At 66.0% G+C, this 25,547-nt stretch carries 22 protein-coding genes; 6 read left to right on the top strand and 16 right to left on the bottom strand.

What is annotated here, in order from left to right:
- Positions 1-10: 10 nt before the first annotated feature.
- From GGR48_RS01925 to GGR48_RS01910, 4 genes are all read right to left on the bottom strand, one after another.
- Complete coding sequence (locus GGR48_RS01925) at positions 11-1,297, bottom strand: TadE/TadG family type IV pilus assembly protein (RefSeq protein WP_240456154.1); 1,287 nt, start codon at positions 1,295-1,297, stop codon at positions 11-13.
- A gap of 35 nt (positions 1,298-1,332) precedes the next feature.
- Positions 1,333-1,893 (bottom strand): TadE/TadG family type IV pilus assembly protein, encoded by a 561-nt coding sequence (locus GGR48_RS01920; protein WP_183950209.1) that lies wholly within the window; start codon positions 1,891-1,893, stop codon positions 1,333-1,335.
- Positions 1,893-2,474, bottom strand: coding sequence for a TadE/TadG family type IV pilus assembly protein (locus tag GGR48_RS01915; RefSeq protein ID WP_183950208.1), 582 nt, complete (start codon positions 2,472-2,474; stop codon positions 1,893-1,895). Before GGR48_RS01915 ends, GGR48_RS01920 begins: the two co-directional genes overlap by 1 nt.
- Before the next feature lie 96 nt (positions 2,475-2,570).
- On the bottom strand, positions 2,571-3,314 hold the full coding sequence (locus GGR48_RS01910; protein ID WP_183950207.1) for a dienelactone hydrolase family protein: 744 nt from the start codon (positions 3,312-3,314) through the stop codon (positions 2,571-2,573).
- 99 nt (positions 3,315-3,413) lie between these two features.
- On the opposite strand from GGR48_RS01910, the gene GGR48_RS01905 reads away from it, so the two are divergent.
- Together GGR48_RS01905 and GGR48_RS01900 are read left to right on the top strand one after the other, a co-directional pair.
- Positions 3,414-4,043: a DUF2238 domain-containing protein gene (locus GGR48_RS01905; protein WP_183950206.1), complete on the top strand. Its 630-nt coding sequence runs from the start codon at positions 3,414-3,416 to the stop codon at positions 4,041-4,043.
- A 59-nt stretch (positions 4,044-4,102) separates the two neighbouring features.
- On the top strand, positions 4,103-5,326 hold the full coding sequence (locus GGR48_RS01900; protein WP_183950205.1) for a threonine synthase: 1,224 nt from the start codon (positions 4,103-4,105) through the stop codon (positions 5,324-5,326).
- 160 nt (positions 5,327-5,486) lie between these two features.
- On the opposite strand, the gene GGR48_RS01895 is transcribed toward GGR48_RS01900, so the two are convergent.
- The 4 genes from GGR48_RS01895 to GGR48_RS01880 all read right to left on the bottom strand — a co-directional run bounded on the left by GGR48_RS01895 (position 5,487) and on the right by GGR48_RS01880 (position 11,465).
- Entirely contained in the window at positions 5,487-6,737 is a 1,251-nt protein-coding gene (locus GGR48_RS01895; RefSeq protein ID WP_206362561.1) for an SLC13 family permease, read from the bottom strand.
- Positions 6,734-7,840: a metallophosphoesterase family protein gene (locus GGR48_RS01890; RefSeq protein WP_183950203.1), complete on the bottom strand. Its 1,107-nt coding sequence runs from the start codon at positions 7,838-7,840 to the stop codon at positions 6,734-6,736. Before GGR48_RS01890 ends, GGR48_RS01895 begins: the two co-directional genes overlap by 4 nt.
- Positions 7,837-9,135: an MFS transporter gene (locus GGR48_RS01885; RefSeq protein WP_183950202.1), complete on the bottom strand. Its 1,299-nt coding sequence runs from the start codon at positions 9,133-9,135 to the stop codon at positions 7,837-7,839. Before GGR48_RS01885 ends, GGR48_RS01890 begins: the two co-directional genes overlap by 4 nt.
- Before the next feature lie 194 nt (positions 9,136-9,329).
- Positions 9,330-11,465: a TonB-dependent receptor gene (locus GGR48_RS01880; protein ID WP_183950201.1), complete on the bottom strand. Its 2,136-nt coding sequence runs from the start codon at positions 11,463-11,465 to the stop codon at positions 9,330-9,332.
- A 156-nt stretch (positions 11,466-11,621) separates the two neighbouring features.
- On the opposite strand from GGR48_RS01880, the gene GGR48_RS01875 reads away from it, so the two are divergent.
- Complete coding sequence (locus tag GGR48_RS01875; RefSeq protein ID WP_007403839.1) at positions 11,622-11,801, top strand: hypothetical protein; 180 nt, start codon at positions 11,622-11,624, stop codon at positions 11,799-11,801.
- 162 nt (positions 11,802-11,963) lie between these two features.
- Here the strand turns inward: GGR48_RS01875 and GGR48_RS01870 are convergent, their stop codons facing one another.
- The gene (locus GGR48_RS01870; protein WP_183950200.1) at positions 11,964-12,314 is read right to left on the bottom strand and encodes a VOC family protein; all 351 of its coding nucleotides are present in this window, start codon (positions 12,312-12,314) and stop codon (positions 11,964-11,966) included.
- A 23-nt stretch (positions 12,315-12,337) separates the two neighbouring features.
- The gene (locus GGR48_RS01865; RefSeq protein WP_183950199.1) at positions 12,338-14,836 is read right to left on the bottom strand and encodes a PAS domain-containing protein; all 2,499 of its coding nucleotides are present in this window, start codon (positions 14,834-14,836) and stop codon (positions 12,338-12,340) included.
- Positions 14,837-14,999: 163 nt separating this feature from the next.
- Here GGR48_RS01865 and GGR48_RS01860 point away from each other — a divergent pair, with 163 nt between their 5' ends.
- Positions 15,000-16,271: an MFS transporter gene (locus tag GGR48_RS01860; RefSeq protein WP_183950198.1), complete on the top strand. Its 1,272-nt coding sequence runs from the start codon at positions 15,000-15,002 to the stop codon at positions 16,269-16,271.
- Between the two features lie 14 nt (positions 16,272-16,285).
- On the opposite strand, the gene GGR48_RS01855 is transcribed toward GGR48_RS01860, so the two are convergent.
- The 4 genes from GGR48_RS01855 to GGR48_RS01840 all read right to left on the bottom strand — a co-directional run bounded on the left by GGR48_RS01855 (position 16,286) and on the right by GGR48_RS01840 (position 21,753).
- A complete protein-coding gene (locus tag GGR48_RS01855; RefSeq protein WP_183950197.1) occupies positions 16,286-18,829 on the bottom strand; it encodes a PAS domain-containing protein in 2,544 nt (847 codons plus the stop codon).
- 159 nt (positions 18,830-18,988) lie between these two features.
- The gene (locus GGR48_RS01850; RefSeq protein ID WP_183950196.1) at positions 18,989-19,483 is read right to left on the bottom strand and encodes a nucleoside deaminase; all 495 of its coding nucleotides are present in this window, start codon (positions 19,481-19,483) and stop codon (positions 18,989-18,991) included.
- A 237-nt stretch (positions 19,484-19,720) separates the two neighbouring features.
- Positions 19,721-20,764 carry a ferritin-like domain-containing protein gene (locus GGR48_RS01845; protein WP_183950195.1) on the bottom strand — a complete coding sequence of 348 codons (1,044 nt, stop codon included), beginning with the start codon at positions 20,762-20,764 and terminating at the stop codon, positions 19,721-19,723.
- Positions 20,765-20,796: 32 nt separating this feature from the next.
- On the bottom strand, positions 20,797-21,753 hold the full coding sequence (locus tag GGR48_RS01840) for a ferritin-like domain-containing protein (protein WP_183950194.1): 957 nt from the start codon (positions 21,751-21,753) through the stop codon (positions 20,797-20,799).
- 232 nt (positions 21,754-21,985) lie between these two features.
- On the opposite strand from GGR48_RS01840, the gene GGR48_RS01835 reads away from it, so the two are divergent.
- Both GGR48_RS01835 and GGR48_RS01830 read left to right on the top strand, forming a co-directional pair.
- Positions 21,986-23,515, top strand: a complete 1,530-nt coding sequence (locus tag GGR48_RS01835) for a TonB-dependent receptor plug domain-containing protein (protein ID WP_183950193.1) — start codon at positions 21,986-21,988, stop codon at positions 23,513-23,515.
- Positions 23,475-24,857 (top strand): TonB-dependent receptor domain-containing protein, encoded by a 1,383-nt coding sequence (locus tag GGR48_RS01830; RefSeq protein WP_183950600.1) that lies wholly within the window; start codon positions 23,475-23,477, stop codon positions 24,855-24,857. Before GGR48_RS01835 ends, GGR48_RS01830 begins: the two co-directional genes overlap by 41 nt.
- Positions 24,858-24,953: 96 nt before the next feature.
- Here GGR48_RS01830 and GGR48_RS01825 read toward each other — a convergent pair whose 3' ends face one another.
- Both GGR48_RS01825 and GGR48_RS01820 read right to left on the bottom strand, forming a co-directional pair.
- Positions 24,954-25,322 carry a DUF4440 domain-containing protein gene (locus tag GGR48_RS01825; protein WP_183950192.1) on the bottom strand — a complete coding sequence of 123 codons (369 nt, stop codon included), beginning with the start codon at positions 25,320-25,322 and terminating at the stop codon, positions 24,954-24,956.
- Between the two features lie 47 nt (positions 25,323-25,369).
- Positions 25,370-25,522 carry a hypothetical protein gene (locus GGR48_RS01820; protein ID WP_183950191.1) on the bottom strand — a complete coding sequence of 51 codons (153 nt, stop codon included), beginning with the start codon at positions 25,520-25,522 and terminating at the stop codon, positions 25,370-25,372.
- Positions 25,523-25,547 lie beyond the last annotated feature (25 nt).

Raw genomic sequence — 25,547 nt, 5'->3', positions numbered from 1 at the left:
CGCGCGTCACCTATTGGGTGATGCGCGCGGTCGCGACGGCGGTCCGGAACAGCGCATCCAGCGCGTTGGAAATGTCCTGGTCGGTCGACACCTTGGTATAAAGGCCGGGCGATGCGCAGGCCTGCAGCGCGGGTTCTACCTTGTGGAGATAGGGCGCGACATTCTGCTGTGACCAGGGATCGTTCTCCAGCGCTTCCTTCAGATACTCGGTATAGAGGATCGCGATCCGGATCTTGCGGCTCTTCAACTGCTCGCATTTGGCGGGATCGATGTTGATCTCGGGCCTGCCGCCGCTGCGATACTCGTCGCGCATGCCGTCGGTGACGACGAAGACGACCGCCTGCGGCGTAGTGCCGCGCTGTCCGGTACCGGGATTGGAAATCTTTTCGTTGACCCGGTCGAACGCATCGCTGTGCGCCGAATCCAGATCGCCCTTGCCGACATCATCGTCACGGCATTCCTGGGTCGGGCAGCCGTTGCTGTAGAAGAGGGACGGAACCAGATACTTGGTCTTCGTCGCCGCCTTTGCCATGTTCTTCGTCAGGCTTTGCAACGTGGTGAAGCCGCCGCGCCCCCGGAAGGTGTGGATCGCGATGCGGTAATTCGCGCCGTTGCGGCTGGCGGTCGTCTTGGCGGTGTCGGTCAACTGCGATACGGCCCGGCCCTCGTCATCGATCCGAAGCGACAGGCCATAGGATTTCGCGACCCCATACAGGTCGGTCATCTTGCCCTTGGCGTCACGCCCCTGAACGTCGTTGACCGAGTGGCAGGCGAAGCGGCATCCGCGACTGTTGCTGTCGGCGACCTTTTTCAGGCCCACCGTCGTCGTCGGCAACGCCATCGATCCCGATACGTCGAGCAGCATGTAGAAATCGATGTCGGGCGCGACCGCATTGGTCGTCGCCGACTTGCCCGCGATCGCCATCCAGTCGCGCCCCAGGATCTGGCCGAAACTGTTGCGCAGCGCACCGGAATAGCTGATCGATGCGGTACGACGACCGCTATTGTCGGTCACCGTCTGGACGTTCAGCTGATTGACCGTGACGCTGCCGGTGTCCAGCATCGCCCGGTACTGGTCCATGAACACCTGACGCGCATAGGCGGCGGCCTCGCTGTCGCTCCTGCCCATCATGGTCTTGTTGACGGCCGACAGGGCGGCGGCATCGGCAATCGCGTTGAGCCGCGTCTGCGCCTTCATCGCCTGGGCATAGTCGATCCCCATGCCCGTTCCGAAGGTCAGGACCGGCAACGTCAGCGCAAAGAGCAGCATGACATTGCCCCGCCGATGGCGGAGCATAGACCGGAACGGGCGCTTGGCTGGGAAAATGCTGGTCATTGGCAATCCGGGCAATCGATCTTGTCGGTGTTCCGCGGCACCATGAACAGCTGGTCACCCAGCGTCAGCGGCCCGATATTTCCGAACCGGACCGGCGGAGAATAGGCATAATCGACCTCGGCCAGCAGCACGTAGGTGCCGGGCGTGATCGTGCTGGTAGGTGCCGTGATCTGCTGCCCCCGGCGATAGGGCGTCATGCGCAGTCCCTGGCTCCACTGCACGATGATGCGGCCATGGTCGTCGGACGCGATGGCGCTGATCCGCAGCTTGGATGGATCGCTGGCGAACGGCACGAGTACTTGGGTCGCCGCGTTCAGGCTGTCGAGGACCTCCTTTGCGGAGATCGTACCGCTCTGATTCTGTCCGATCAGATCGGCGAGCGCTCGCGTCGCGATCGAGACCTTGCGGTCGCAGGCGATCGCATCCTGCAATTGGACGCCGCCGAAATAGAGCAGCAACATGACAGGCAGGATCAGCGCGAATTCGACGACCGCAACGCCGCGCCGATCACCCGTCACCGGCGCGGCCGGGCGGCGCAAAAAAGGAAGACGCGGCATCAGTTGTACGATTCCGTTTTGGCGACCGAGGTCGCGACGAGCACTGCCGAGCCGGAGCCCCACGAATTCAGATTGGCGGTCGGCGCGATCGGCATCGGCCAGCGATAATAAAAGCGCACCATGACGATCGCGCCCTGACTGCCCAGATCGTAGGATAGCGGGACGCCGATCTTGCCGCTGGCATCGATCACCAGCTGCACTGCACTGTCGAGCAGGCCGTTGCCCGACGATGCGGCCTTCACCTCGACATAGAGCCGGTCGCAGGACATGAAGCCGGGCAGGTTCTCGCAGCCCTTTTTCCGAAAGCGTTCGGCCAGTTGCGCGCGGGTCATCCCCTGGGACAGCCCCTGAATGTCGCTCGACTGGCTCTGTCCGGTCATGATGCTGCGCGCGGAAATCTCGACCGCGCTCTCCAGCGCCTCCTGCGCCAGATAGGCCAGGCTCGCAAAGATCATCGCGAAGATGAGCGTTATCAGCGGCGCGGCGACCAGCGCGAACTCGACGATCACCGCCCCACGCCGATCGCCAAGGATCGGACGCCGGCGCCGTGCGCGACGAAGTGAGGCGAGAAAGCGGGCCATGGACGGGCGTGATCCTTTTGCCGTCCAAATTGGTCACAACCCGTTAAACTTCCCCCAACGTTTTTGGTAAACGCCCGCCAATAGCCGCCACCGGGATCAGCGAAGCGCGCGTCGGTACAGCGCCAGCGTCCAGTCCATCGCCTGCAGGAACAGCGCCGGGTCGTAACGGGGGCCTTCGTCGCGCAGAAAGGCGTGCTGGCCGTTGACCTCATGCCATTCGTACGACGCGCCGACCGCTTCCAGCCGCGCGCGGATCGCCTCGCGCCCGGCATAGGGGACATGCGGGTCCTGCCGGCCCCAGACGAACAGCGCCTCGGCCTTCAGTTCGTCCATCCGCGCCAGGCTGTCGTCCCGGCGTCCCTCGCCGAGCGTCCCCGAATGGATGTCGGTCGCATAGAAGCACGCCGCCGCCGACACGCGCGGATCAAGCGCGGCGCGGTAAGCGAGGTGCCCGCCGAGACACACGCCGAACGTGCCCAGCCGTCCGTTGCACGCCGGATGCGCGGCGAGCGCGGTCAGCCCGGCCGTGGCATCGGCGTCATAGGCCGCGACCGGCTTGGTGAATTTCAGGTCGTTGCCGCGATCGGTGCCGGGCTTGTCATAGGCGAGGACGGTGCCGGCGGGCTCATATTCATGATAGACCTCCGGCACCGCGACGACATAGCCCTGCCCCGCCAGCATCGCCGCCAGCCGCCGGATCGGCGCGGTCACCTGATAGATTTCGGAGAACAGCATCACGCCGGGGAACTGGCCCTCGATCGCGGGCCGGAACAGGTGCATCCGCATCGCGCCGCCGCCGGATACCTCGACATCCTGAGTCTCGTCGCTGCGTAGGATCATGAGCATCGCCTTCCGTTCGGTATCGCCCTCGCTCCTGACATTGCGGACCCGCCCGCACAACGGATTGCGAGGGGCCCGCGACCGGTTATCCTGTCCATCATGACGGACGAGCGACATGCGAACCGGCGATTGGTCCTGCTGACGCCGATCTGGAGTGCGGGGCTGATCGCGTCGGGATGGCGGCCGTTCGACCGGGCGACCTGGTGGATGGAAGTGGCGCCGGTGCTGATCGCGTTGCCCGTCCTGTGGGGGCTGCGCCGGCGGGTCGGGCTGACCGACCTCGCACTGATCCTGATCGGTGTGCACGGGCTGATTCTGATGCTGGGCGGAGCATACAGCTATGCGCGGGTGCCGGCGGGATATTGGGTGCAGGACTGGCTGCATCTCACGCGCAACCCCTATGATCGGCCGGGCCATGTCGCGCAGCGCTTCGTGCCCGCGATCGTGATCCGCGAATGGCTGGTCCGGCATGCGCGGCTGCGTGGCGGGATGCTGGTCGTGCTGGTCCTTGCCTGCTGCCTGGCGATCAGCGCCGCTTACGAACTGATCGAGTTCGCCACCGCCATGGCGCTGGGCCAGGGGGCGGACGCGTTTCTGGGAACGCAGGGCGATCCCTGGGACACGCAGTGGGACATGCTGATGTGCTTGATCGGCGCGGCGACCGCGCTGCTGACGCTGTCGCGCGTGCATGACCGGCAGATCGACCGGCTCGGCCCAGCATCGGGATAAAATGTCGCGCCGCCGCAAGGCTATGGCGCCGCGACGGGGGCGCCGATAGGCTGGCGTCCATGAACCGCAATCTCACCGAAGACCGCCCGACCTTCGTCACCCATCTCGAATGTTCGCTGACCGGCGAGCGCTATGAGGCCGACCAGTTGCATGGCCTGTCGCGCGCCGGCCGGCCGCTGCTGGTCCGCTATGACCTGGAGGCGTTGGGCGAGGCGGTATCGCGCGACACCATCGCCGCGCGTGATACCGATTTGTGGCGTTGGCGCGAACTGCTGCCCGTCCGCCGGACGGAGAGCATCGTGTCGCTGGGCGAGATCGAGACGCCGTTGATCCCCATCCCGCGTTCGGGCGGCGGTTCGGTGCTGGTCAAGGACGAGGGGCGGCTGCCGACCGGATCGTTCAAGGCGCGCGGGCTGGTCATGGCGGTCGCCATGGCGCGCGAACTGGGCGTGACGCGCATCGCGATGCCTACCAACGGCAATGCGGGCGCTGCGCTCGCCGCCTATGCCGCGCGCTGCGGGATCGAGACGGTGGTGCTGTGCCCGGAGGAAACGCCCGAGATCAATGTGCGCGAGATCGCCGCACAGGGTGCGCGCGTATGGCGGGTCAACGGCCAGATCGACGAATGCGGCGCGATCGTCGGGCGCGGCGCGGCCGAGGGGCGCTGGTTCGACTTCTCGACGCTGAAGGAGCCGTACCGGATCGAGGGCAAGAAGACGATGGGCCTCGAACTCGCCGCCCAGCTGGGATGGGAACTGCCCGACGCGATCTTCTATCCTACCGGCGGCGGCACCGGCCTGATCGGCATGTGGAAGGCGTTCGACGAGATGGAGCGGCTGGGCTGGATCGGCGCGAAGCGCCCGCGCATGTACGCGGTGCAGGCCAGCGGCTGCGCGCCTATCGTTCGTGCCTATGAGGCGGGCGAGGAGCATGCGGCCCGCTGGGAGGATGCGGCGACGGTGGCGGCGGGCATCCGCGTGCCCAAGGCCGTCGGCGACTTCCTGATCCTGCGCGCCGTGCGCGAGTCGGGCGGCGCGGCGCTGGCGGTGGGTGATCCCGCGATCCTGAAAGCCGTCGACGATTGCGCGAAGAGGGACGGCCTGCTGCTCTGCCCCGAGGGCGGGGCGACCCTGGCGGCCTATAAACAGGCGGTGCGCGACAATCTGGTCGATGAGGATGAGCGGGTGGTGCTGTTCAACTGCGCCACCGGGCTGAAATACCCGATGCCGGCGGCGGATCAGTGGCTGGACAAGGATGGGGCGATCGATCTGGCGGCGCTTTGATCCCCACCTCCGTTCAGCCTGAGCGCAGTCGAAGGCCAAGGGGCGAGCGCGCCGCGTGCACTTCGACTTCGCTCAGTGCGAACGGATGTTGGGTTTCACCCCCGAACCTCGTCCAGCCTGAGCGACGTCGAAGGCCACGCCCCACGCGCTCCAACCACCCTCACCCGATCAACAACCGCACCCCCAATGCCGCCAGCAAGGCCAGCGGCATCGCCACCGCGCCGACCTTCAGGAAGGCGAGGAAGCTCACATCCTCCCCCTCGCGCCGGATCGCCTGAAGCCACAGGATCGTCGCCAGCGACCCCGTCACCGACAGGTTCGGCCCCAGATCGACACCGATCAAGAGCGCGTCGGTGACGATCTGCGGTGGCTGCGCCTGCGCGATCGCGCTGCTGGCGATCAGGCCGGCGGGCAGGTTGTTCATCGCGTTGCTGACAAAGGCGAGCGTGGTGCCCGATATCGCCGCCGCACGGATCGGGTCGTTCAACATTGCGCGCAGCCCGCGTGCGACCCAGGCGATCACGCCCGTCCGGTCCAGCGCCTCGACCAGCACGAACAGCCCGGCGACCAGCGGCAGCACGCCCCAGCTGACCGACTTGGCCAGCGTCAACGGCGAACGCCCCGCGAGCAGCGAGACGATCACCGCCGTCGCGATCCCCGCCAGCGCGGTCGGCAGGCCCAGTTCGATGTCCAGCGCCGACACGATCAGCAGCAGGATCGCGGTCAGCCCGATCCCCGCCATCGCCAGCTTGCCGCCGGTCGACAGCGCATCGCGCGCCACGTCGCATTCGCAGCCCCCGGCGATCCGCGCCCGCTGGGCAACGCGCAACACCGCGAAGGTGACGGCGATCGACGCCAGCGACGGAAGTGCGAACGCCGCCAGCCACGCGCCCAGCGGCGGCATGTGCCCGCCGTACAGGACCAGATTGGCGGGGTTGGAGATGGGCAGCACGAAGCTGGCCGCATTGGCGATCAGCGCGCAGGCGAAGAGCAGCGGCAACGGGTCGGCCTTGGCCTTCTTGGCCGCGACGAACACGGCCGGCGTCAGCACGACGGCGGTGGCGTCGTTCGACATGAAGGTCGTGACAATGACGCCCGTCGCATAGACCAGCGCGAACAGCTTCGCGCGCGACCGCCCCGCCATGTTGACGGCGGTGGCGGCGATCCAGTCGAACGCGCCATGTTCGCGCGCGGTCTCGCTGAGCAGCATCATGCCGATCAGGAAGAGATAGACGTCCAGCCCCTTGGCCACCGCCTGCCCCGCTTCGTGCCAAGGCATCAGGCCGAGCAGGATCAGCAGCACCGCGCCCGTCACCGCCCAGATCCATTCGGGCCAGCGCATCGGCCGCGCGATCACCCCGGCCGTCGCCAGCCCCGCAATCGCCCAGGTGGCCCCATAAGCCAGCGTCACCATCCGCACCCATTCTTGTTCGGCCCGAGCCGGGCGCCATCGATCCCGGCGATAGGCCAGGCGCCGATGGCGTGACAATCCTCGCCCGGCGCGACGGGCAGGCGGCGCTTGGGGATGGCATGGACGCCGCGCACCAGACAGTCGATCCGGTCGTAACCTTCACCGCAACGGACCTCGATCACGTTCAGTCCTTCGATGAGCGTCACCGCCGCGCGCCACAGGCCATCCTCGCCCTGCGTCATCGGCGTATCACTTTCACCGGCGCGCGCGACGGGCGGCGTATCCGCGCCGAACAGCCGCGCCACCACCTCGACCACGCCGGGCCGGGGCACCTGATACGGATCGGTCGGCCGCGTGATCAGCCGGACATCGCCCGGTGACACGATCTGAACATGCGGCCAGGGCGCATCGAGCCGGCGGAAGCGCCAGCTGACCACCCGGTCCTCGACACAGACGATGGCGAAGCCCGGCGCGCCGCCATCCTCCTCGATCTGCGCGGTGGAGCGGGTCGCGCCATAGACGACGCGGCCGTCGTTCAGCAGCTCGTTGTAATGGGTGTGCCCGGTGTCGACGAAGGCGACCTCGCCCTCGATGAACTGGCGCGCGATCAGGTCTCCGTCCGCCGCCAGATCGCCGGGATAGGCGTGCATGAAGACCAGCGGCACCTGTCCGCTCGCCTTGGCCCGCGCCAGTTCCTCGGCCAGCCGATTGCGATGATGCATGGTCAGCCGGAAATCGGGACCGCCCGCCCCCGCCGACACGACGTCCAGGAACAGGCAGCGATGCCCGGCGATCACCTCCACCTCGGGCCGATTCGCCTCGGGGATCGCGGCGTCGTAATGGGACAGGTCGCCCGGCTCGAAATCATGGTCGCCGGGGATGATCCGCCAGGGCAGCGAAAGCGGCGCGAGCGCGTCCATCATCCAGGCATATTGCGCGGGCGTACCATGATTGGCGTTGTCGCCGGGGACGAAGACGAAATCGGCATCGCCGAGATGCGCGTTCACCTGGGCGACGATGGTCTTCAGCCGGCCAAGCCCCTGCCAGTCATCCGCCTCGTCCAGATGCAGATCGCCGATATGAACCCAGCAAATGCCGCTCATGCCATGGCCTCCTCGGGCTTCGCGCCGCCGGCGCAGGCGGGGCGCAGCGTGCCGGCGAAACCGATCCACAGCGCCAGGCTGGCGACCGCGAACCCGCCCAGAATGTAGAAGGCGGTCTGATAGCCCAGTTCCTGCGCCAGCCAGCCGCCGATCGCCGGCGACAGCGAGGCGCCGACGCCCTGGATCGTCATCACCGCGCCCTGCCCAACATTGACCCGGCCGGTGCCGTTCAGCAGGCAGGCGACGAGGCCAGGCACCGCGACGCTCTGCAAGCCGGCACCGATACCGTCGAGCGCCTGTACCGGCCACACGCCCCAATGCTCGATGAAGGTGCCCGCCAGGAACCCGCGCAGGGGAAGTGCCGCAAAGGAGATCAGCAGCACCAGCCAATAGCCGCGCCCGGCGGCGACCTTCATCGCGATCAGGCTGGCGACGATCATCACCGCCTGCGCGACGACGACGGTGGTGGCGGTGAACATCGCCGCATCGCCCTTGCCCGCGCCGACCACCGCGAGACCATAAAGCGGCAGCATCGCGCCATTGCCCAGATGGAAACAGGCGAGCGCCGCCGCCAGGACCAGCATCGGCTTGTTGGCGAGCAGCGCCTTGAACCCCTCGGCCTGACCGCCTTCGTCCGCGTCGCCATCCTCATCCTCCAGCCCGCGCGCGGCGCGGTGGTCGATGGCGCGTTCGGGGATCGACAGGACCGATATGATCGCCAGCACCCCGAAGGCGGCGGCGAGGAAGAAGATGGCCGGCATCCCGAACTTCCAGCCGAGATAGCCCGACAACCCTGCGCCGACCACGTTGCCGGCATGGTTCCACGCCTGGTTGCGGCCATTCTGCGCGTTGAAGCCTTTTTGCCGAACCACGCCCAGCGTCATGCCGGTGACGGCGGGGCCGATCGCCGCGCCGGCGATCGCGGTCGCCACCTGGCTGATGCCGACGACGATCCCCGCCTGCGACCAGAGGATCAGGAAGGACGCCAGCACCGTGCAGATGCCGGTGATGACGACGACCCAACGCTTCTTGTCGGTATGGTCGATGAACGCGCCCGCCGGCACGGTCATCACCATGCCCGCGACACCACCCAGCGTCATGACCGAGCCGATCGGCCCCGTCTGCCACCCGCGCTGTTGCAGGAAGACGCCCAGGAAGGGGCCGATCCCGGCCTGCATATCGGCCATGAAGAAATTCAGCGCCTGAAGCCACCGTGTCGCACGGCGGCGGTCGGCATCCTGACCCCTGTCCGGCGAACCCTTTGCCGGGGGACTCGAAACTGCAGCTGTCGCCATGCACCGTCTCCAGATGATGCGCGGCCCAACCCAGCAACAGTTTGAAATATCCCAGGTTAAAGCCCCTGACGGCGGCATTTCGCCACCGCACGCCACCCCCGACCTGCATTCGATTGAAAAGGGTGGATTTTTGCGAAGGTGAATTCGCCGTCATCTTGAACGGGCGGCGACCCGAGGGCCGCCGCCCGCTCGCGTCAGAAGGACTTTGCCACCCCGATGAAGACGCCGCGACGCGGGCCATATTGTGGCGCGCCGACGCCCACCCCGGTCCCGTCACGGATTTCATATTTATGGTCGAGCACGTTGATGACATCGAAGCGAATGTCGAGATTGGGCCCGGCCAGATGCTGGCTCGCGGTCAGGTTCACTTGCGCATAGGGCGACAGCTTGGCGCCGTTGGGGATGGCATTGACGTCGTCGTCACGGCGCAGGCCGGAGCCATAGATCATGCTGCCGCCCAGCTTCGTTCCCCCGTCAAAGGCATAGGACAGGCCCGCCGATCCGGTGAAGCTCTGGTCGTGATCCAGATAGATGTAATGCCGCGCGATATAATCGAGATCGTCCTGGCCGAAGCTGAACTGGCTGGAGACGATGCCGCGCCCCTTGGCCTTGGCGGCGGCGAAATTGGCATAGGCGAGCAGCGGCCCGCGCGCATAGCTCATGTTCGCCTCGATCCCGCCGATCCGCCCTTGGGCGTAATTGAACGGGGTCAGGATGATCGGTGCGCCGAACTGCCCCTCGTCGATGAGGTTCTTCGAAATGCGATAATAGGCGTCGATGCCATAGGTGAAGTAGCGGCTGAGCTTGGCCTGGAAGCCGACATCGAAATAATCCTGCCGCTCGGCATAGGGCACGTCGTTGACGGTGACGGCCGGATAGGCACTCGTGCCGACGAACCTGGCGATGCTGCTATTGCCGACCAGCTCGAAGGGCGGCGGCACAAAGTAACGCGAATAGCCTGCGTGCAGCGTATAGATGTCACCCGGCTGCCAGACCAGATTGACGCGGGGCGACAGCTGCCCCTCGCGCCGATAGCCATTGTAGAGGTCGTAACGCGCGCCATAGTTGAGCGTCAGCCGGGGCAGCAACTTCCATTCGTCCTGCAGATAGGCGCTGACGCTGGTCGCGGTCTTGCCGCTATTGTCGGGAATCGCGATCGGCTCGCCCGTTTGGGCGCCAGTGGCGTCGACGGGAAAGACCTGCGTCGTGGTATCGCTGGTCGAACGATCGCGCGTCACCAGCAGGCCGCCGCGCAGCGTGTGCGCGTCGCCCAGATGATAGACGGCATCCACCTGCCCGCCGATCGCGAAGTCCCGCTTATACGCCTGCTGCGCCTGCCCGTTATAGAGCAACTCGCCCAATATGTCGGGGCGATAGCGCAGCGAGGAATAGCGCGCGAAGAGCGAGGCCTGCACCGTCAGCGGCTCGGCATCGTGGAGGAAGGCGAGTTGGCCGAAGCCGGTCTTTTCCAGCTGGGTCTCGTTCAGCGTCTCACTGGGAAAGACGGTCTGCCCGCCGACGCTCCATCCGGCGCTCGGCTGCTGGCCGACGGGGTTGGGAATCTGGAACCACTGGTTGGAATAGCCGCCGACGAAGGACACGCGGTTCTGGTCGTCCAGGATATGGTCGACATAGGCGAAGCCCTGATACTGGTCGGTATCGTCATGCACCGGGTTGGAGCGGCCATCGACGCTCTCGATGCCCAGCCCGCTATGCCGGTAATCGCCCGACACGAAGTAATTGGTGCTGCCGGACGAGCCGCCATAGGTCAGGCTGGGCTGGATGGTGTTGTGACTGCCGCCATAGATGGACGCGGTGCCGCCATTCTGGAACAGCCCGCTCTTGGTCGTGATGTCGATCACCCCCGCCGTGCGCAAGCCATATTGCGCGGGCAGCGCGCCGGTCAGGATGTTGACCTTGTCGATCAGGCGCGGCGACAGGGTCTGGCCGAACACCGCCAGCCCTTCGGGCAGGATGGTGCCGTTGATGCGATATTGCAGGCCGTTATGGTCGTCGCGGACATGGAACTGGCCGAAACCGTCCTGCACGATGCCGGGCGCCTGGAGCAGGATCTGGTTGAACTGCTGGTTCTCGCCGCCGGGCAGCGCCTTGATGGTGTCGCTGGTGATTTCATAGTTGGAGGCGCCCAGGCTCGGCTGGATATGCGCGCGGGCGGTGTCGAGCCGCTTGGCGGTGACGACGATGTCGCTGCTGTCGCTGTCCGTCTGGGAGGCCGCCGCATCGGGCTTGGGGACACCCCGCGTCTGCGCCAGGGCCGGGACAGCTATCGCGGTGGACGCGACACAACACAGGAGGGCGGATAAGCGCATAGAAACACTCGCATGATACAAAGTCTCCCGGAAGGCCTGCTTTGCCGCAGCACGGGCCGAAGGCAAGCGAGTTGGCGCTCCATGACGCATTTGTAAGCCGGCCATCATGCGACCGGCGCGATGGTCAGCGCGGCGGGATCGCGCTATCATGCGGATATGGCCGAACGTTTTGAAAGACACCGCCAGCCCTGGCGGCCCGACGAGATTCAGAAACTCCACACGCTGGCGAAGAAGGGCATGGCGCTGAAGGCGATCGCCAAGGCGCTGACCCGCAGCGAGGAGTCGGTGAAGGCGCGCGCCAAGGAAGACGGGCTGTCGATCGCCAAGCTGCACTGAGGGGCGGCCCGAGCGGCCGCGAACTATGGATCGAAGCAGGCCCCTCCCCTTCAGGGGAGGGGTTGGGGTGGGGCCTTTCCACGAACGCCATGATTGCGGAAGCGCCCCACCCCCGTCCCCTCCCCTGAAGGGGAGGGGTGATTTCGTCCTGGTCATCCCCTTTTAGCGGATGACCCGCCCGATCCGCACCAGCACCCCGCTGGGATCGCTGACTGCGAATTCATAGGTGCCCCAGGGCTTGGCGTGCGGCGCCCCGGGCTCGATGATCCGGTCGCGCACGCGCGCGGCGACGGCATCGACATCCTCGACATAGAGATACAGGCCGAAGGGATTGTCCTCCACCCGCGCCGGCCAGCCGGGCATGTGGTTCAGGTGGAGATGCCAGCCGCGTCCGTCCTCCAGGATGCGGTAATGGCCGAAATCCGCCGCCACCGAAAAGCCGAGCAATGCGTAGAAGGCGGTGCTTTCGTCCAGATCGCCCGCCGGCACGATCGCGACGACATGATGCGTCATCCCCTGTCCTTCCGTTGTAAAGGCTAGTCGACCGGCGCGATGTCGCGGCTGGCGGCGAGCTGGGTCAGGCTTCGGGCCAGTTCGTCCTTACGGAAGGGCTTGGTCAGCCGGGCGAGATGGGCGGCGACGCCCTCGGTCTCGGCATAGCCCGACACCAGCAGGGTCGCCATGTCCGGCCGCCGCGCCTGCACCCGCGCCGCCAATTGGGTGCCGGTCATGCCCGGCATCAGATGATCGGTGACCAGCAGGTCGAAATGCCCGCCATCCTCGATGATGCGCAGCGCCTCCTGCGCGGAAGCCGCCTCGACCACCTCATAGCCCAGATCGAGCAGCATGTCGGCGGTGCTGTGCCGCACCAGGTCCTCGTCATCGACCAACAGCACGCGGCCGCTGCGCATCCGCTCCGCCACGCGCGGCTCGCCCAGCACCATGTCGTCGGGCGCGGCGGTGCCCGATGGCAGCAACAGGTCGACGCGCGTGCCCGCCCCCGGCGCGCTGCGGATGGTCAGCGCGCCGCCAAGCTGCGACGCCAGGCCATGCACCATCGACAGGCCCAGCCCGGTGCCCTTGCCGATCCCCTTGGTCGAGAAGAACGGCTCGACCGCGCGCGCCAGCGTCTCGGCATCCATGCCGCTGCCCGTATCGGCGACCGACAGGCGGACATAGCGGCCGGCGGGCAGCACCGTGCCGTGGCTGCCGATCCGCCGCCCCTCGCCCAGATGTTCGAGCGCCAGTGTGATGCGTAGCGTGCCGCCGCCGGGCATCGCGTCGCGCGCGTTCACCGCCAGGTTCAACAGCGCCATCTCGACCTGGTTCGGGTCGGCATCGGCGGGCGGCAGGTCGGGCGCGATGTCGATATCGACGCGGATCTGCGGCCCGGTCGTGCTGTCGACCAGATCGCGCATGCCTGCGACCAGCGCGCCCATATCGACCGCGATCAGTTGCAGCGGCTGGCGCCGGGCAAAGGCGAGCAGGCGTTGCACCAGGGTCCGCGCGCGCTCGGCCGATTGCGCGGCGCCGGCGATCAGCCGCTGCTCGCGCGCGCCGCCCAGTCCCTTGTGCTGCAACAGGTCGAGCGTGCCGACGATCGGGGTCAGCAGATTGTTGAAGTCGTGCGCGACGCCGCCGGTCAGCTGGCCCATCGCCTCCATCTTCTGCGCCTGCCGCAGCGCGCCCATCGTCTCGACGAGTTGCGCATCGCGCCGCAACCGCTCGGTGACGTCGGTGACGAACTGGAACACGCCGTTCTGCCGGCCCTGCTCGTCGAACAGCGGGTGGAAGATGACCTCGTAGCTGGGGCGATCGCGGTCGGGATCGCCGAACTGGTCGATAAAGGTCACCCGCTCGCCCTGCATGCCGCGCATCCAGCCGCGACGCACCTCGTCGCAATTGGCGGGATGATCGGCCAGCAGCTCGAGCAGATTGTCGCCCGCCCTTGGCCGGACGCCGAACACGCGTTCGAATTCGGCGGCATTGGCCGCGTTCAACGCCAGGATAGTGAAATCCATGTCGATCGCCATCATCATGATGTCGGTCGATTCCACCAGGGTCGCCAGGATGTTGCGTTCGGCCGTCCGCTCGGCGACCCGCTGCTCCAGCGTGGCGTTCAGTTCGCGCAGCCGGTCCTCGGCCAGCTTGCGGTCATGGATGTCGACCGACACGCCGAACCAGCGCACGATCCGCCCGGTGTCGGGATCGCGGTAGGGATTGGCCCGGTCGAGGAACCAGCGATATTCGCCCGACGCCGATTTAATGCGATGCTCGAAGACATGCGGCCCCGACGCGTCGCGTGCCGCCTGGAACGCCGCCACCACCTGCGGGCCGTCATCGGGGTGGATGAAGGCGCCGGCCATCTCGCCGGGGGTGCGCGCCGCGAAGCCCTCGCCGGTATAGATGGAGAATTGCTGGTTCAGGAACTCCATCCGCCCCTCGCCATCGGCAATCCACACGATCTGCGGCACCGTGTCGATCATCAGGCGGAAGCGCGCCTCGCTCTCGACCAGCGCGCCTTCGGCCACCTTCTGCCGCCGTTCCGCCGCGATCCGCTCGGTCGTCTCGGCCAGTACGCACAGCACGCCGCCCGGCCGCCCGCTCTCGTCGATCACCGGCGAGTAATCGAGGTTCATCAGCACCTGTTCGGGCGCGCCGTGGCGATAGAGCGTCAGTTCCTGGTCGCGGTAGCGCAGCGTGCCCCCGGCCAGCCCAACGCGCATGACATGGTCGTTGAAATCGGCGACCTCGGGCCAGCCCTGGCGCACGGGCGAGCCCAGCAGATCGGGATGCCGCCCGCCGGCGAACAGCGAATAGGCGTCGTTATAGAGCATGATGCCGTCCTCGCCCCACAGCATCACCATGGGTGCAGGCGAGTGCAGCAGCATCAGCGTCGCGGTCCGCAGGCTGGCCGACCAGCCGTCGATCGGCCCCAAAACGCTGCCCGACCAGTCGCGCGCGGCGATCAGGTCGCCACAGCCGCCGCCCCGGCACAGCAATTCAGCGAAGGTCGGGGCACCGCGATCGGACATGAACATTCCCTGACCCACACCGCCAAGCCGGCCATGGACCGCGTCATCATAACTCATTTTAAGCCACAAGCCATAGCCGGCCGCATCGCATGCCCGCCCCCCGCCCCCTCGCCTATCGCCGCAACCCGCGGTAGCGTTGAGACAATTGTAAAAGGGAGAGGTCATGGCCGACATCGAACGGGCAACCATCCGCCGGATCGGCTGGCGGCTGATGCCGCTGCTCGGCCTGCTCTATCTGGTTGCCTATATCGACCGGCAGAACATCTCCTATGCCAAGCTGCAGATGGTCGATGCGCTGGGCCTGAGCGAGGCGGCGTTCGGGCTGGGCGCCTCGCTGTTCTTCATCGGCTATTTCCTGTTCGAGGTGCCGAGCAACATCCTGCTCCACCGCATGGGCGCGCATATCTGGTTCACCCGGATCATCGCGAGCTGGGGCGTCGTCACGCTGCTGCTCGCCTTCACGCCCAGCGCGCCGGTCTTCTACCTGCTGCGCTTTCTGCTGGGCGTGGCGGAGGCGGGGTTCTTTCCGGGTGTCCTCTATGTCCTGACCCTGTGGTTCCCGGCGCGCTACCGCGCGCGTGCGGTCGGGCTGTTCATGCTGGCCAGCGCGGTCGCCAATGCGGTGGGCGGCGCGATCGGCGGCTGGCTGCTCGATCAGGACGGCGCGCTGGGCCTGGCGGGGTGGCAATGGGTGTTCCTGGCCACCGGCCTGCCCGCCGTCCTGCTGGCGCCGGTCGCCTTCTTCCTGCTGCCCCGCGCGCCCGAAAGCGCGCGCTGGCTGACGTCGGAGCAGAAACGCTGGCTCGCGGACGAACTCGCCGCCCCGGCGGTCGCGCCGACGACGGGACATGGCGACATCCGGGCGACGCTGCGCGACGGGCGGGTGCTGCTGCTGTGTCTGGTCTATATCGGCTTTCCGCTGGGCGCTTACGGCCTCAGCTATTGGTTGCCGACGATCGTGCGCGGGTTCGGCGTGTCGAACACCGCCAACGGATTGCTCAACATCATTCCCTGGACGCTGGTGGCGATCGCCTTGTGGGGCGTGCCGCGTCACGCCGCGCGCTATCGCAACCCCATCGGCCATGCCGCCGGGCCGGCCTTGCTCGGCGCGGTCCTGCTGATCTCAAGCGTGCTGGTCGATCATGTCGCGTTGCGTTTCGCCTGTCTCAGCCTGGCGGCGGCGGCGATCTTTTCGGGCCAGCCGGTCTTCTGGACGCTGCCGCCGCGCTTCCTGACGGGGGCACGGGCGGCGGCGGGGTTCGCCGCGATCAACTCGGTCGGCAATCTGGGCGGGTTCATCGCCCAGGCGATCGTGCCGACGCTACGCGACTGGGTGGGCAGCGATACCGCGCCGATGCTGTTCCTCGCCGCCTGTCTGACCGCAACCGGGCTGGGCGTGATCCTGGTCGAACGGCGCCTGCCGCGACCGGACTGAGCGGCGGCGGGTCCTCAGCCGGTCTCGGCACGCGCCGCGCCGCAGGCCGATACCGGGATGGCGATGGTGCAATGCACCCCGTCCGCCTTCATCCGATAGGTGGTCCGCGCGCTCAACTGATAGGGCAGCGCGCGTTCGATCAGCTCGCGCCCCTGCCCCGTGCCCTGCGGCGCGGCACCCGCCGGTGGCATCGGCACGCCGCTTTCGCGCCAGTCGATATGCAGCCACGGCCGATCATCCGCCCCCACCGGCTCCAGCGACCAGCGCACCGTCAGATGCCCCGTGGCATGCGCCAGCGCGCCATATTTGGCGGCATTGGTGCCCAGCTCATGCAGCGCCATCGCCAGCGTCTGGACGGTCGAGGAGCGCAGCCGCACCCCCGTCGGCCCGTCCAGCGTCACCCGGTCCGGCCCGCCGCCGCCCAGCGCCGACAATTCGGTGCGGATCAGGTCGCCGAAGGTCACCCGGTCATGGTCGTTCAGCCGCGACAACAACCCCTGCACCCGCGACAGCGCGTCCAGCCGGTCCGCGAACTTCTCATGGAACTCGGCCAGATCGGCGCTCGACCGCGCGGTCTTCTCGGCGGTCGAGCGGACCACCCCGATCAGGTTGCGCGTGCGGTGCTGCAACTCGGCGATCAGCACCTGTTGCCGCTCCTCCCACATGCGCCGGTCGGTCGTCTCCACGACCGCGCCGACCATGCGGACCGGCCGACCTTCGCTGTAGAAGAAGCGGCCCCGCCCATGCAGCCAGTGGATCGAGCCATCGGGGTGGACGACGCGGAACTCATGGTCGAACTCGCGATGCTCGGTCATCGCGGCCTGCAACAACGCCTCGGCCCCCGGGCGGTCGTCGGGATGGACCCGCGCGACCCAGCTCTCATAGCTGGGCTTCACCTCGCCGACGGCATAGCCTTCCATGCGGAAATGCTCGTCCGACCAGTGCACTTCGTTGGTGACGACATCCCAGTCCCACAGGCCCAGCCGACCGACCTCGACCGCGCTGCGCAACCGCTCCTCGCTCTGTTCGATCCGCTCCTGCGCCAGCCTGGTGTCGGTGATGTCCTCGCCGATGCCGCCGATCAGCCGGACGACGCCCTGTTCGTCGGGGATCGGAAAGTCGGTGTCGCGCAACCAGCGGATCGCACCGTCACCCGGGCGGCGGATGCGATATTCGAGGACCGCATGCTCGCCCGCCCGCAACCGGCCGATATGCCGCTCGGCCAGCGGGCGATCCTCGGGCAGGATCATGGCCAGCCAGTTGCGATAATGATCGCCCGACAGAAGTGCGTCGCGCCCCAGGCCATAGATCGCCTCGAACGCCGGGGTGACATAATGCCATTGCAGCGTTGCGGCATCGCGCAGCCACAAAATGTCCTGCGACGCCTCGCCGAACTGCCGCATCCGCTCTTCGCTCGCGCGCAGCGTCGCCTGGATGCAGGCCTGTTCCATCGCGGTCCAGATGCGCTCGGCCACGTCCTCGATCAGCGCGATCTCACCGCGCGGCCAGGACCGGGGCGCGGCCGCGATCGCGCCCAGCGACCAGATCGGATCGCCCTTGCCCTTGTGCAGCACCACCGCCGCCAGCGCGCCGATCCCCAGGCCCGAAAAATTGCGCCGTTCGGCGTCGGACAGCGACGGATCGGCGGGGATGTCGTCGATGACCAGCGTCCGCTCGAACGCCACCTGCGCCGCCTGGGGGAAATCGGACAGGCGGATGGTCGCGGGCAGTGGCGCAATGCGGGTATTGCCGATCTGCTCGGCGACATCGACCCGGTCCTCGGCCATCTGGAAATGAGCGATATAGCAGCGGTCGAGCGACAGCCTTTCGCTCAGCATCGCGAGGCCGCAGCGCACCACGCCCGCCACGCTGGTCTCGGGCCGCAGCGCGTCCGACAGCCGCAGCAGGAACACCTGCCGCTCCTCGCTTTCCCGCAGCGCGCGCGAGCGTTCCTCGACGCGCAGCTCCAGCTCGTTCTGGCTGATCCGCGCCGCCCGCAGCGCACGGGTCATCTGGAACCCCGCCGCCGCGAACCGGCTCAGCCGTTCGAGCAGCCGGCCATCCTCCTGGTCGAATTTACGATCCGGGTCATGCGCGGCGATCCACACCGTGCCGATCGGCGTGCCCCGATGGAAGAAGGGCATCAGCAGCAGTTCATGGACCGTCGGCTGGATCTCACCATGCCCGAAGAACCGCGCGGGATTGTCGAACAGCTGCATCGCCGCGCGCGCCACCACCACGCCGCAGGGACTGGCGTCGAGCGGCATCACCCCGCCGCGCATCGCCGCCCAGGCCCCGGCCAGCGCCACCCACTGGAACCGCCCGCCGTCCTTTTCCGCCTCCAACAGGCTGATCCCGGCGGACCCGGCCACGCCGTGTTCGACCAGCAGGTCGCACAACGTCTGCAACAGCCGTTCGGGATCGGTCGCGAGTTCCTCGGCCAGACGCGCCATGGCATCGGCTTCGAGGCCATGGTCGGGTGCGCGCGTGGGCCGATGCGCCAGCGCATCGGTGATGATCACGTCATCCAGGCGACAGGCGGCCGATCGGTCAGCCATGGCGCGAACCATAGGCGGTGGTCAGGAAAGACTCGATGATCGACACGCGCACCGCCCGCCTCTCCTGATTCGCGCTGCGCCGAAGGGGCGACAGGGAATGGCCCGATGCTTGGCCCCTTATCCCATGCCCGGCGGTGGTCGGCCAGCCCGTTTCCGCCGTCAGAGGTTGGCCTGTTCCTCCTCGGGCAAATCCGCGTCCGGGCCATAATAGAGCGTGGCGCATTCCTCGGCCAGGCACCCGCCCTCGATCACGATATCGTCACGATACGCCTTGGCGATGAAGGACAGGGTATCGACGTGCCGCGCCTCGAAATACATGGGATGCACATCGTCACGCCCCGCGCCGTAAACGACCCGCCCGACCTTCGACCAGATCGAGGCCATAGTGCACATGCCGCAGGGTTGCAGCGTCGAATAGAGCGTCGCGTTCCGCAGTTCGAGATCGCCCAGGCTTTCGCAGGCGCGGCGGATCGCCATCATCTCGGCATGCGCCGTCGCATCGGGCAGTTCGTGCGTCTGGTTGCGCTCGGCCGCCAGCACCTGTCCGTCGCGCACGATCACGCAGCCCAACGGCGAGGTCGAGGGGTCGCTGCCCTTCGAGCGCGCCACCTCCAGCGCCATGCGCATCCATCGCTCGTCGGTCGCCTTGTCCATGCCCGTCCTCTCCTTGGTTCAGCAAGGGAGAACGCATGGACGCCCGGCCAAGCGCCTGCGCCCGAACGAAATTTGCGGAGCGGTTTTTGCCGTGCGGATACGGCGCGTCCTATCGCGGAGATGACGACCGCCACTCCCGCGTGACGACAAAGCACGAAGAGGGCGCGTACACCCTCTTCGTTGAGGGGATAGAGCGGGCTGTCAGAGAGGGGCCCCGACAGCCCGCCACCGGCGGGATCAGACGATATTGATACCGCTGGTCTTGATCAGCCCGTTCAGACCATTCGGGTAGAATCCCCCCGATGCGACCGACGAGCCGGATGCGTAAAGAATGCCCAGCGCTTCCTCGGGCGTGCGGCGCAGGGCGACCCAGTTGCCGCCGTCGCGCAACTGGATGACCGAACCGAAGTCGGTGTCGCCCGCGAACCAGCCGATACCGGCATCGAGATTGCGCGGACCGTCCAGCCGGTTGCGCGCCTCCGCCATGCGCCAGGAGCGTTCGAACAGGATCTGGGTCGCCGGCAGCGAGCGAGCCTGAAGCAGTGCGCGCTGATAGAGCGCGTTGCGGATCACGCCGTCGCTGGCGCCGACCCCGGCGGCGAAGGCGCCGGCGGCCCCCAGCATCCCCGCGCTGACCTGATAGCTCTGGTCGACCGACGCCGTCATCGTGACCGCCGACAGGGCGACCGCGCCGAGCAGGAAATCCTCCTGCGAGCTGTACGGATCGAAAAAGCTGGCCGGCGGCGTGTCTGAGGGGACGCGCGCGATCATGTCGAACGGTCCCTTGTCGCCCCCGGCGATATTGAGCGCCGGCTGTGCCGTGACGGCACCGCCCAGCGTCCGCCGCAGATAGCCGATCCGCCCCAGCACCGCATTGGCGACCTCACCGACCGTCGCGCGCGTCATATTGTCGGTAAAGGTCACCGCGCGGCCACCCGAAACGCCGCCGGCCGTCCCGCTGCCGGTGGTGCTCGCGGCCGGCAGCGTGCCGCCGGTCAGGCCGCGCACCAGATAGCTGCCATAGAGATAGTGCAGCTGAAGCATGAAGTTCAGCCGGTCGTTGTCGGTGGCGGTATAGCTGGGCGGCGGAGTCGGTGTCGCGGTGGCGCTGGCGGACGCGGTGGGCGTTGGCGTCTTCACATTCTCCGAACCCACGACGTCGTCGTTGCAGCCCTCGAGCAGCGCCAGCCCGCCCGCCATCACGGACGCGGTGCCGAACCAGCGGATCATCTGACGGCGTGTGGTATCGAACGCGCCGGGTTCCTTGTCGGAAATCGTCATGTCATCCCCCTTTGGGAAGCGATCTGTTGCGGTCAGTTGGCGGCGCTGGTCTTGATCGACCCGTTGATCCCGGTCGGGAAGAACCCGCCCTGTGTGGTCGCGGCCGAGGTCATGAACAGCACGTTGAGCGCCTGGGCCGGCGTGCGCGACAGGTGAAGCCCGTCATCATCGGTCAGGCTAAACCGCGTCGTCATCGTGCCGTTGACCGTGACCGGCGACATGCCGCGATCAGTGATGCCTGCGCCATCGATGCCGTTGCGCCAGGCCGCCAGGCGATCGACCATCGTCAGCACCGCCGGCCGGCTGGTCGAGGCGGCCATCAATATGGTCCGCACCGTCGTCACATCGGTCGCGGCGGTCGCCGCCATCGAGACCATCGCCGCCTTCACGATGCTGTTGGTATATTGCGACACCAGCCCGTTGAGCGCCGTTGCCTGCACCGCCAGAATCGTTTCCGCCGCCAGAGCCAGATCGACCGGCGAGGCATAAGGATCGAAGCTTTCGCTCGGTCCGATCGCCCCCGCCAGCCGGAACATGGCGGTGAAACGCTCGGCGGTCATGTCGATCTGCTTCTGCGCGGGCGAGTCGGCGCGTAGCAGCGACCGCAGCAGCAGGGTGCGATACCAGAGCGAGTCGGCGATCTCCTGGATGCGCGCCTGGATGTCGCGGGCATCCTCCGGAAAGGCGACCTGCTTGGCCGAGGTAGCGGACACGCCGGGTTGATCGACCGTCTCGCCGCCGCGGATGAACTGCGCGGGCAACTGCCGGTCCTTTCCGTAGATCGCCAGCTGCAGCATGTTGGTCGACAGATAATGCAGGTTCAGCGCGAACTGCAGCGGCGCGGTATCGACCGACGCCGACACCTGTGCAGATGCCGATCCGGCCGCACCGGCCAAAGCGACCCCCGCCAGCATTGCCGCGAAGAACTCGCGCCGCCCCGCCCCGGAAAGCCCGGACCGTTCGTCCGGCATTGTCTCGAAGTCTTTCATGTCCCTCCCCTTGTCTATCGCCACTGCGTCTTTTCGCACGTCTGAGCCATGGGATGCCCGGCCCCGTACGCGGCAGCTCCCGTCAAAGCGCTTCCCCCGATGTGCGGCACCCCTGCCGCTCCACTGGAATCAACCGATGGGCAAGTTTTAAGTTGTCTGACCTTATTCGTCCAGTTATATTGTATACCGTCGAGCAACAAATTGCCGCAAACGTTTTTTGGGGGAGGTAGGTATGCTGTCCATGCGGGGACTTGCGAGCGGGGTTGCGTTCGCTGCGTTAATAGCCGTTCTTCCAGTGGAAGATGCGGCAGCGCAACAAGCAGGGGATGCCACTGAAAAGGCGCAGAAAGTCTTGACGGGAGGCAAGACTTCCAAGTTACGATCACGCAAGCGTACCAAGCGTGAGGAACGATTGTCGAAGGAAGCGGCGAAAAGTACCGAATCGCAGCCGCAGCTATCCAACGACAATGGTCGCCTGGAAGGCGACATCATCGTCATGGGCCTTCGCGAGAATCTGAAGTCCTCGCGAAACGCCAAGCGCCGGGCGTCGCAGATCGTCGACGTCGTGGTAGCGCAAGACATTGTCAAATTGCCTGACAAAAACATTCCCGAAGCGCTGGCGCGAATCCCTGGCATTCAGATCGACCGCAATCGCGGCGAAGGCGGCGAAGTCAAAATCCGCGGCCTGGGCGGAGTGATGACCACGGTCAACGGATCGCCGACCTTCTCGGCGGGCGACCGCACGACCTATCTCAATGATATTTCATCGGACATGGTCGCAGGCATCGAGGTCTATAAGACGCGTACCCCCGATCAGGTCGAGGGCAGTCAGACCGGCGTGATCAACCTGACGCTGCGCCGCCCGACCGATTTCAAGGAAGGCGCGACCTATGCCTTCAGCGTCCGCGGCGACTATGCCGACCAGATCAAGAAGGTGAATCCCTACTTCAGCGCACTGGTAGCGTATAACGCGGATACGAACATCGGCCAGCTCGGCTTTTCGGTCAACGGATCGGCCAACAATGTCCGGTACAATGAATCAATCCGGTGGAACGCAAAGCCGGAAATTCCAGGCGACTCGCGCCTGACCTTCCTGCCGAGCACGACACCGCGCAACATCTACATGCCTTGGGGCATCGGCTTTTCGGGGCCGAACGGCTGGTCCAAGCGGGCCGACGTCAACGTCTCGACGCAGTGGAAGCCGGATGATCGCTGGGCCATCACGTTGGAGGGTGGCTATCGCAAGCAGCGCATGCTGTGGTCCGACAACCGGTTCGACATTCCGCTGACCTATTCGGATTCCAGCGCGCCGTTGCCGGTCCTGTCCAACATCGTGCTCGGGCCCGATGGCCGCCTGGTCAAATCCCTGTCGTCTACCTCGCTTGATCCCATGGGCCCAGGTCGAAGCTCCTATCAACATGAAAGCACCAACTACAACGCCCGCTTTCAAGTCGATTTCAAGAACGAGCGCTTCGAGTTTAACAGCTGGATCAACTGGGCCCGCGCCGAAAACGATTCCAACGAACTGTTCCACTGGATTCGTTTCAACCAGCAGCCCGACTTCGACGTCATCTTCAATGATACGACCGACCCGCTTGGCGGATCAAATGTGACGTTCAAGAATATCGACCTTCTCGATCACAAAAACTACCTTTATATCGACGGCTTCCTTCAGAGAAAAGAATTCACGTACAGCCCTGAGATAGAGGCCAAATGGGGGCCTGAAACTCTATACAGATTCGAAATTCATCGATTATTTTAAGACCGGTTTTCGTTATGCCAATCGCACCTATTCCCGCGCGCTGGGCTATCGGGGCAGCTATGCGGGCTTGCGCATTCCCATCGCCAGTCTACCCAATTATAAATTGGTCAGCAGCGGTAAAGGATTTCAGGGATCGAAATCCGCCGCCAATGCGGAATGGCTGATTGGTGACACCGACTCCATTCGAGGCAGCTTCAACCAAATCCGCGGCATGCTCACGGGCATTTATCCGGAACTGAAATCCTATTATCCGGACTATATTCCCTATGAAGGGTTCAGCGGCGCGGACGGCAGCTATGCCGCCTATGTAATGGCGCATTACAACGTCAAACTACTGTTCCCGATCGACGGCGTTGTTGGTACACGCATCGTCAACAGCTTGACGAGCCTACGTGCGATACAGCGCACGACCCAGTTCGTGAACGTCGACGACCGCTTGGTAGAAACCACGGACGAGGCCCAGATCAATCCGCGCGGCAACTATCTGGATTTCATGCCAAGCGTGAACGCGATCGTGCATTTCACGCCAAAGCTGCAATTGCGCCTTGCCTGGACATCCGAAATCGGACGACCCAGCGTATATCAGATCAACCCGCGCCTGCAGCTGAACCTGCTAAACCGTGGCGCACCAATGGCATCAGGCGGCAATCCAAAACTGGGTGCCGTTTCGACTAACAAATATGACGCTTCGCTCGAATGGTATTTCGGGCCGACCGGCCTGGCCAGCCTTGCCGTCTGGCAATGGAATCAGGACGGCCTGGTCGGCAATCGCCAGTTGCCTGAGGTGTTGCCCGAGTCGCCCAACGTGCCGGTCCTGGTAACCCGCCCCTATAATCTGGGCCGTGGCCGACATCGCGGCATCGAAGGTAGGTTGTCGTCCTTCTTCACCTTCCTTCCGGGCATCCTGAAAAGCTTTGGCGCCGAGCTGAATGGCACCATGAACCTGACCCGCCAGGCCTATCCTGTTTTCAAACCAGATAGCACGCTGATCAGCGAGGCCGAGTTCATTTACGGGCCGTATCTCAACGTATCCAAGTACATGTACAATCTGGTCGGCTTCTTCGAAAGGGACGGCCTGAACGTGCGCGTTGCCTATAACTGGCAGTCGCGTCGCCAATGGTGGGTCGATACCAATGACCCTTACAACAACCTGTTTCTAGACCCGGTCAAACGGCTCGATGCCTCGATCAATTACGACATCAACAAGAACCTGACCGTGGCCCTGGAGGGATCGAACCTGACGGCGGATGGCAACCGCAGCTATTGGGGTTCCTATGCGGCCCCGCAGGACGTGCGCTATTTCTCGCGCAACTTCAGCCTCTCGGTGCGCACCCGCTTCTGAGACGCCGGTCCGTAACACAAACAGGGGTGGGACGCGTGTCCCACCCCTTTTCTGTTGCGGCCACCGGGCAATCCGGGGTCTATCAGGCGCTGTCGATCAATCCTGCGCCAGGGGCTTGGCCAGTGCCGGGGTCTGCTGATGCTGGACGACGCGCCAGACCTCGTGCTCCAGCCGCCGGATCGTGGAGGTGCAATGCGCCTTGTAGCTTTCCCCGTCGCGGCTGGCCGTGACGTGATAGCCGATGACGATCAGCCCTTCCTGCGGGCGCGACACCTGCCGCTCGGTCAGCTCGGCGCGGTCCCACACCGGGGTGTCCGCCACCGCCGCGATGGCGGCGTCCCCACGCAGGACGAAGGGCGGGTGCGGCAGGACCATCACGACCTCGGGATCGACCTTTTCCCGATAATTGTCGGGACCCTCGGTCCACAGGCTTTCCTCGAAACTCCAAAGGCGTTCGTCTTCCATGGCATAGGCTCCCGGTTGGACATCAAATGGGTGGACGGCGGGCCGGCTCAGGCGAAGTCGCCGAGATCGGCGGCTTCCTCTTCGGCGCGTCGGGCGACGGCATCCGCGTCGGTGGTCGACGCGACGTCCCGGTCGGCCGAGGCCGGTTCATCGAGCGTGATCGGCTTGGGATCGGCGGCGGGCCGAGGGTGATCAGGCATGACGGCTCCAGACGGTCGACCGACC

This window comes from Sphingomonas pseudosanguinis (assembly GCF_014196255.1).
In the GTDB taxonomy this organism is placed as follows: domain Bacteria; phylum Pseudomonadota; class Alphaproteobacteria; order Sphingomonadales; family Sphingomonadaceae; genus Sphingomonas; species Sphingomonas pseudosanguinis.
Note: the sequence above shows the minus strand (reverse complement) of the source record. Positions and strands in the feature narration are given on the sequence as shown.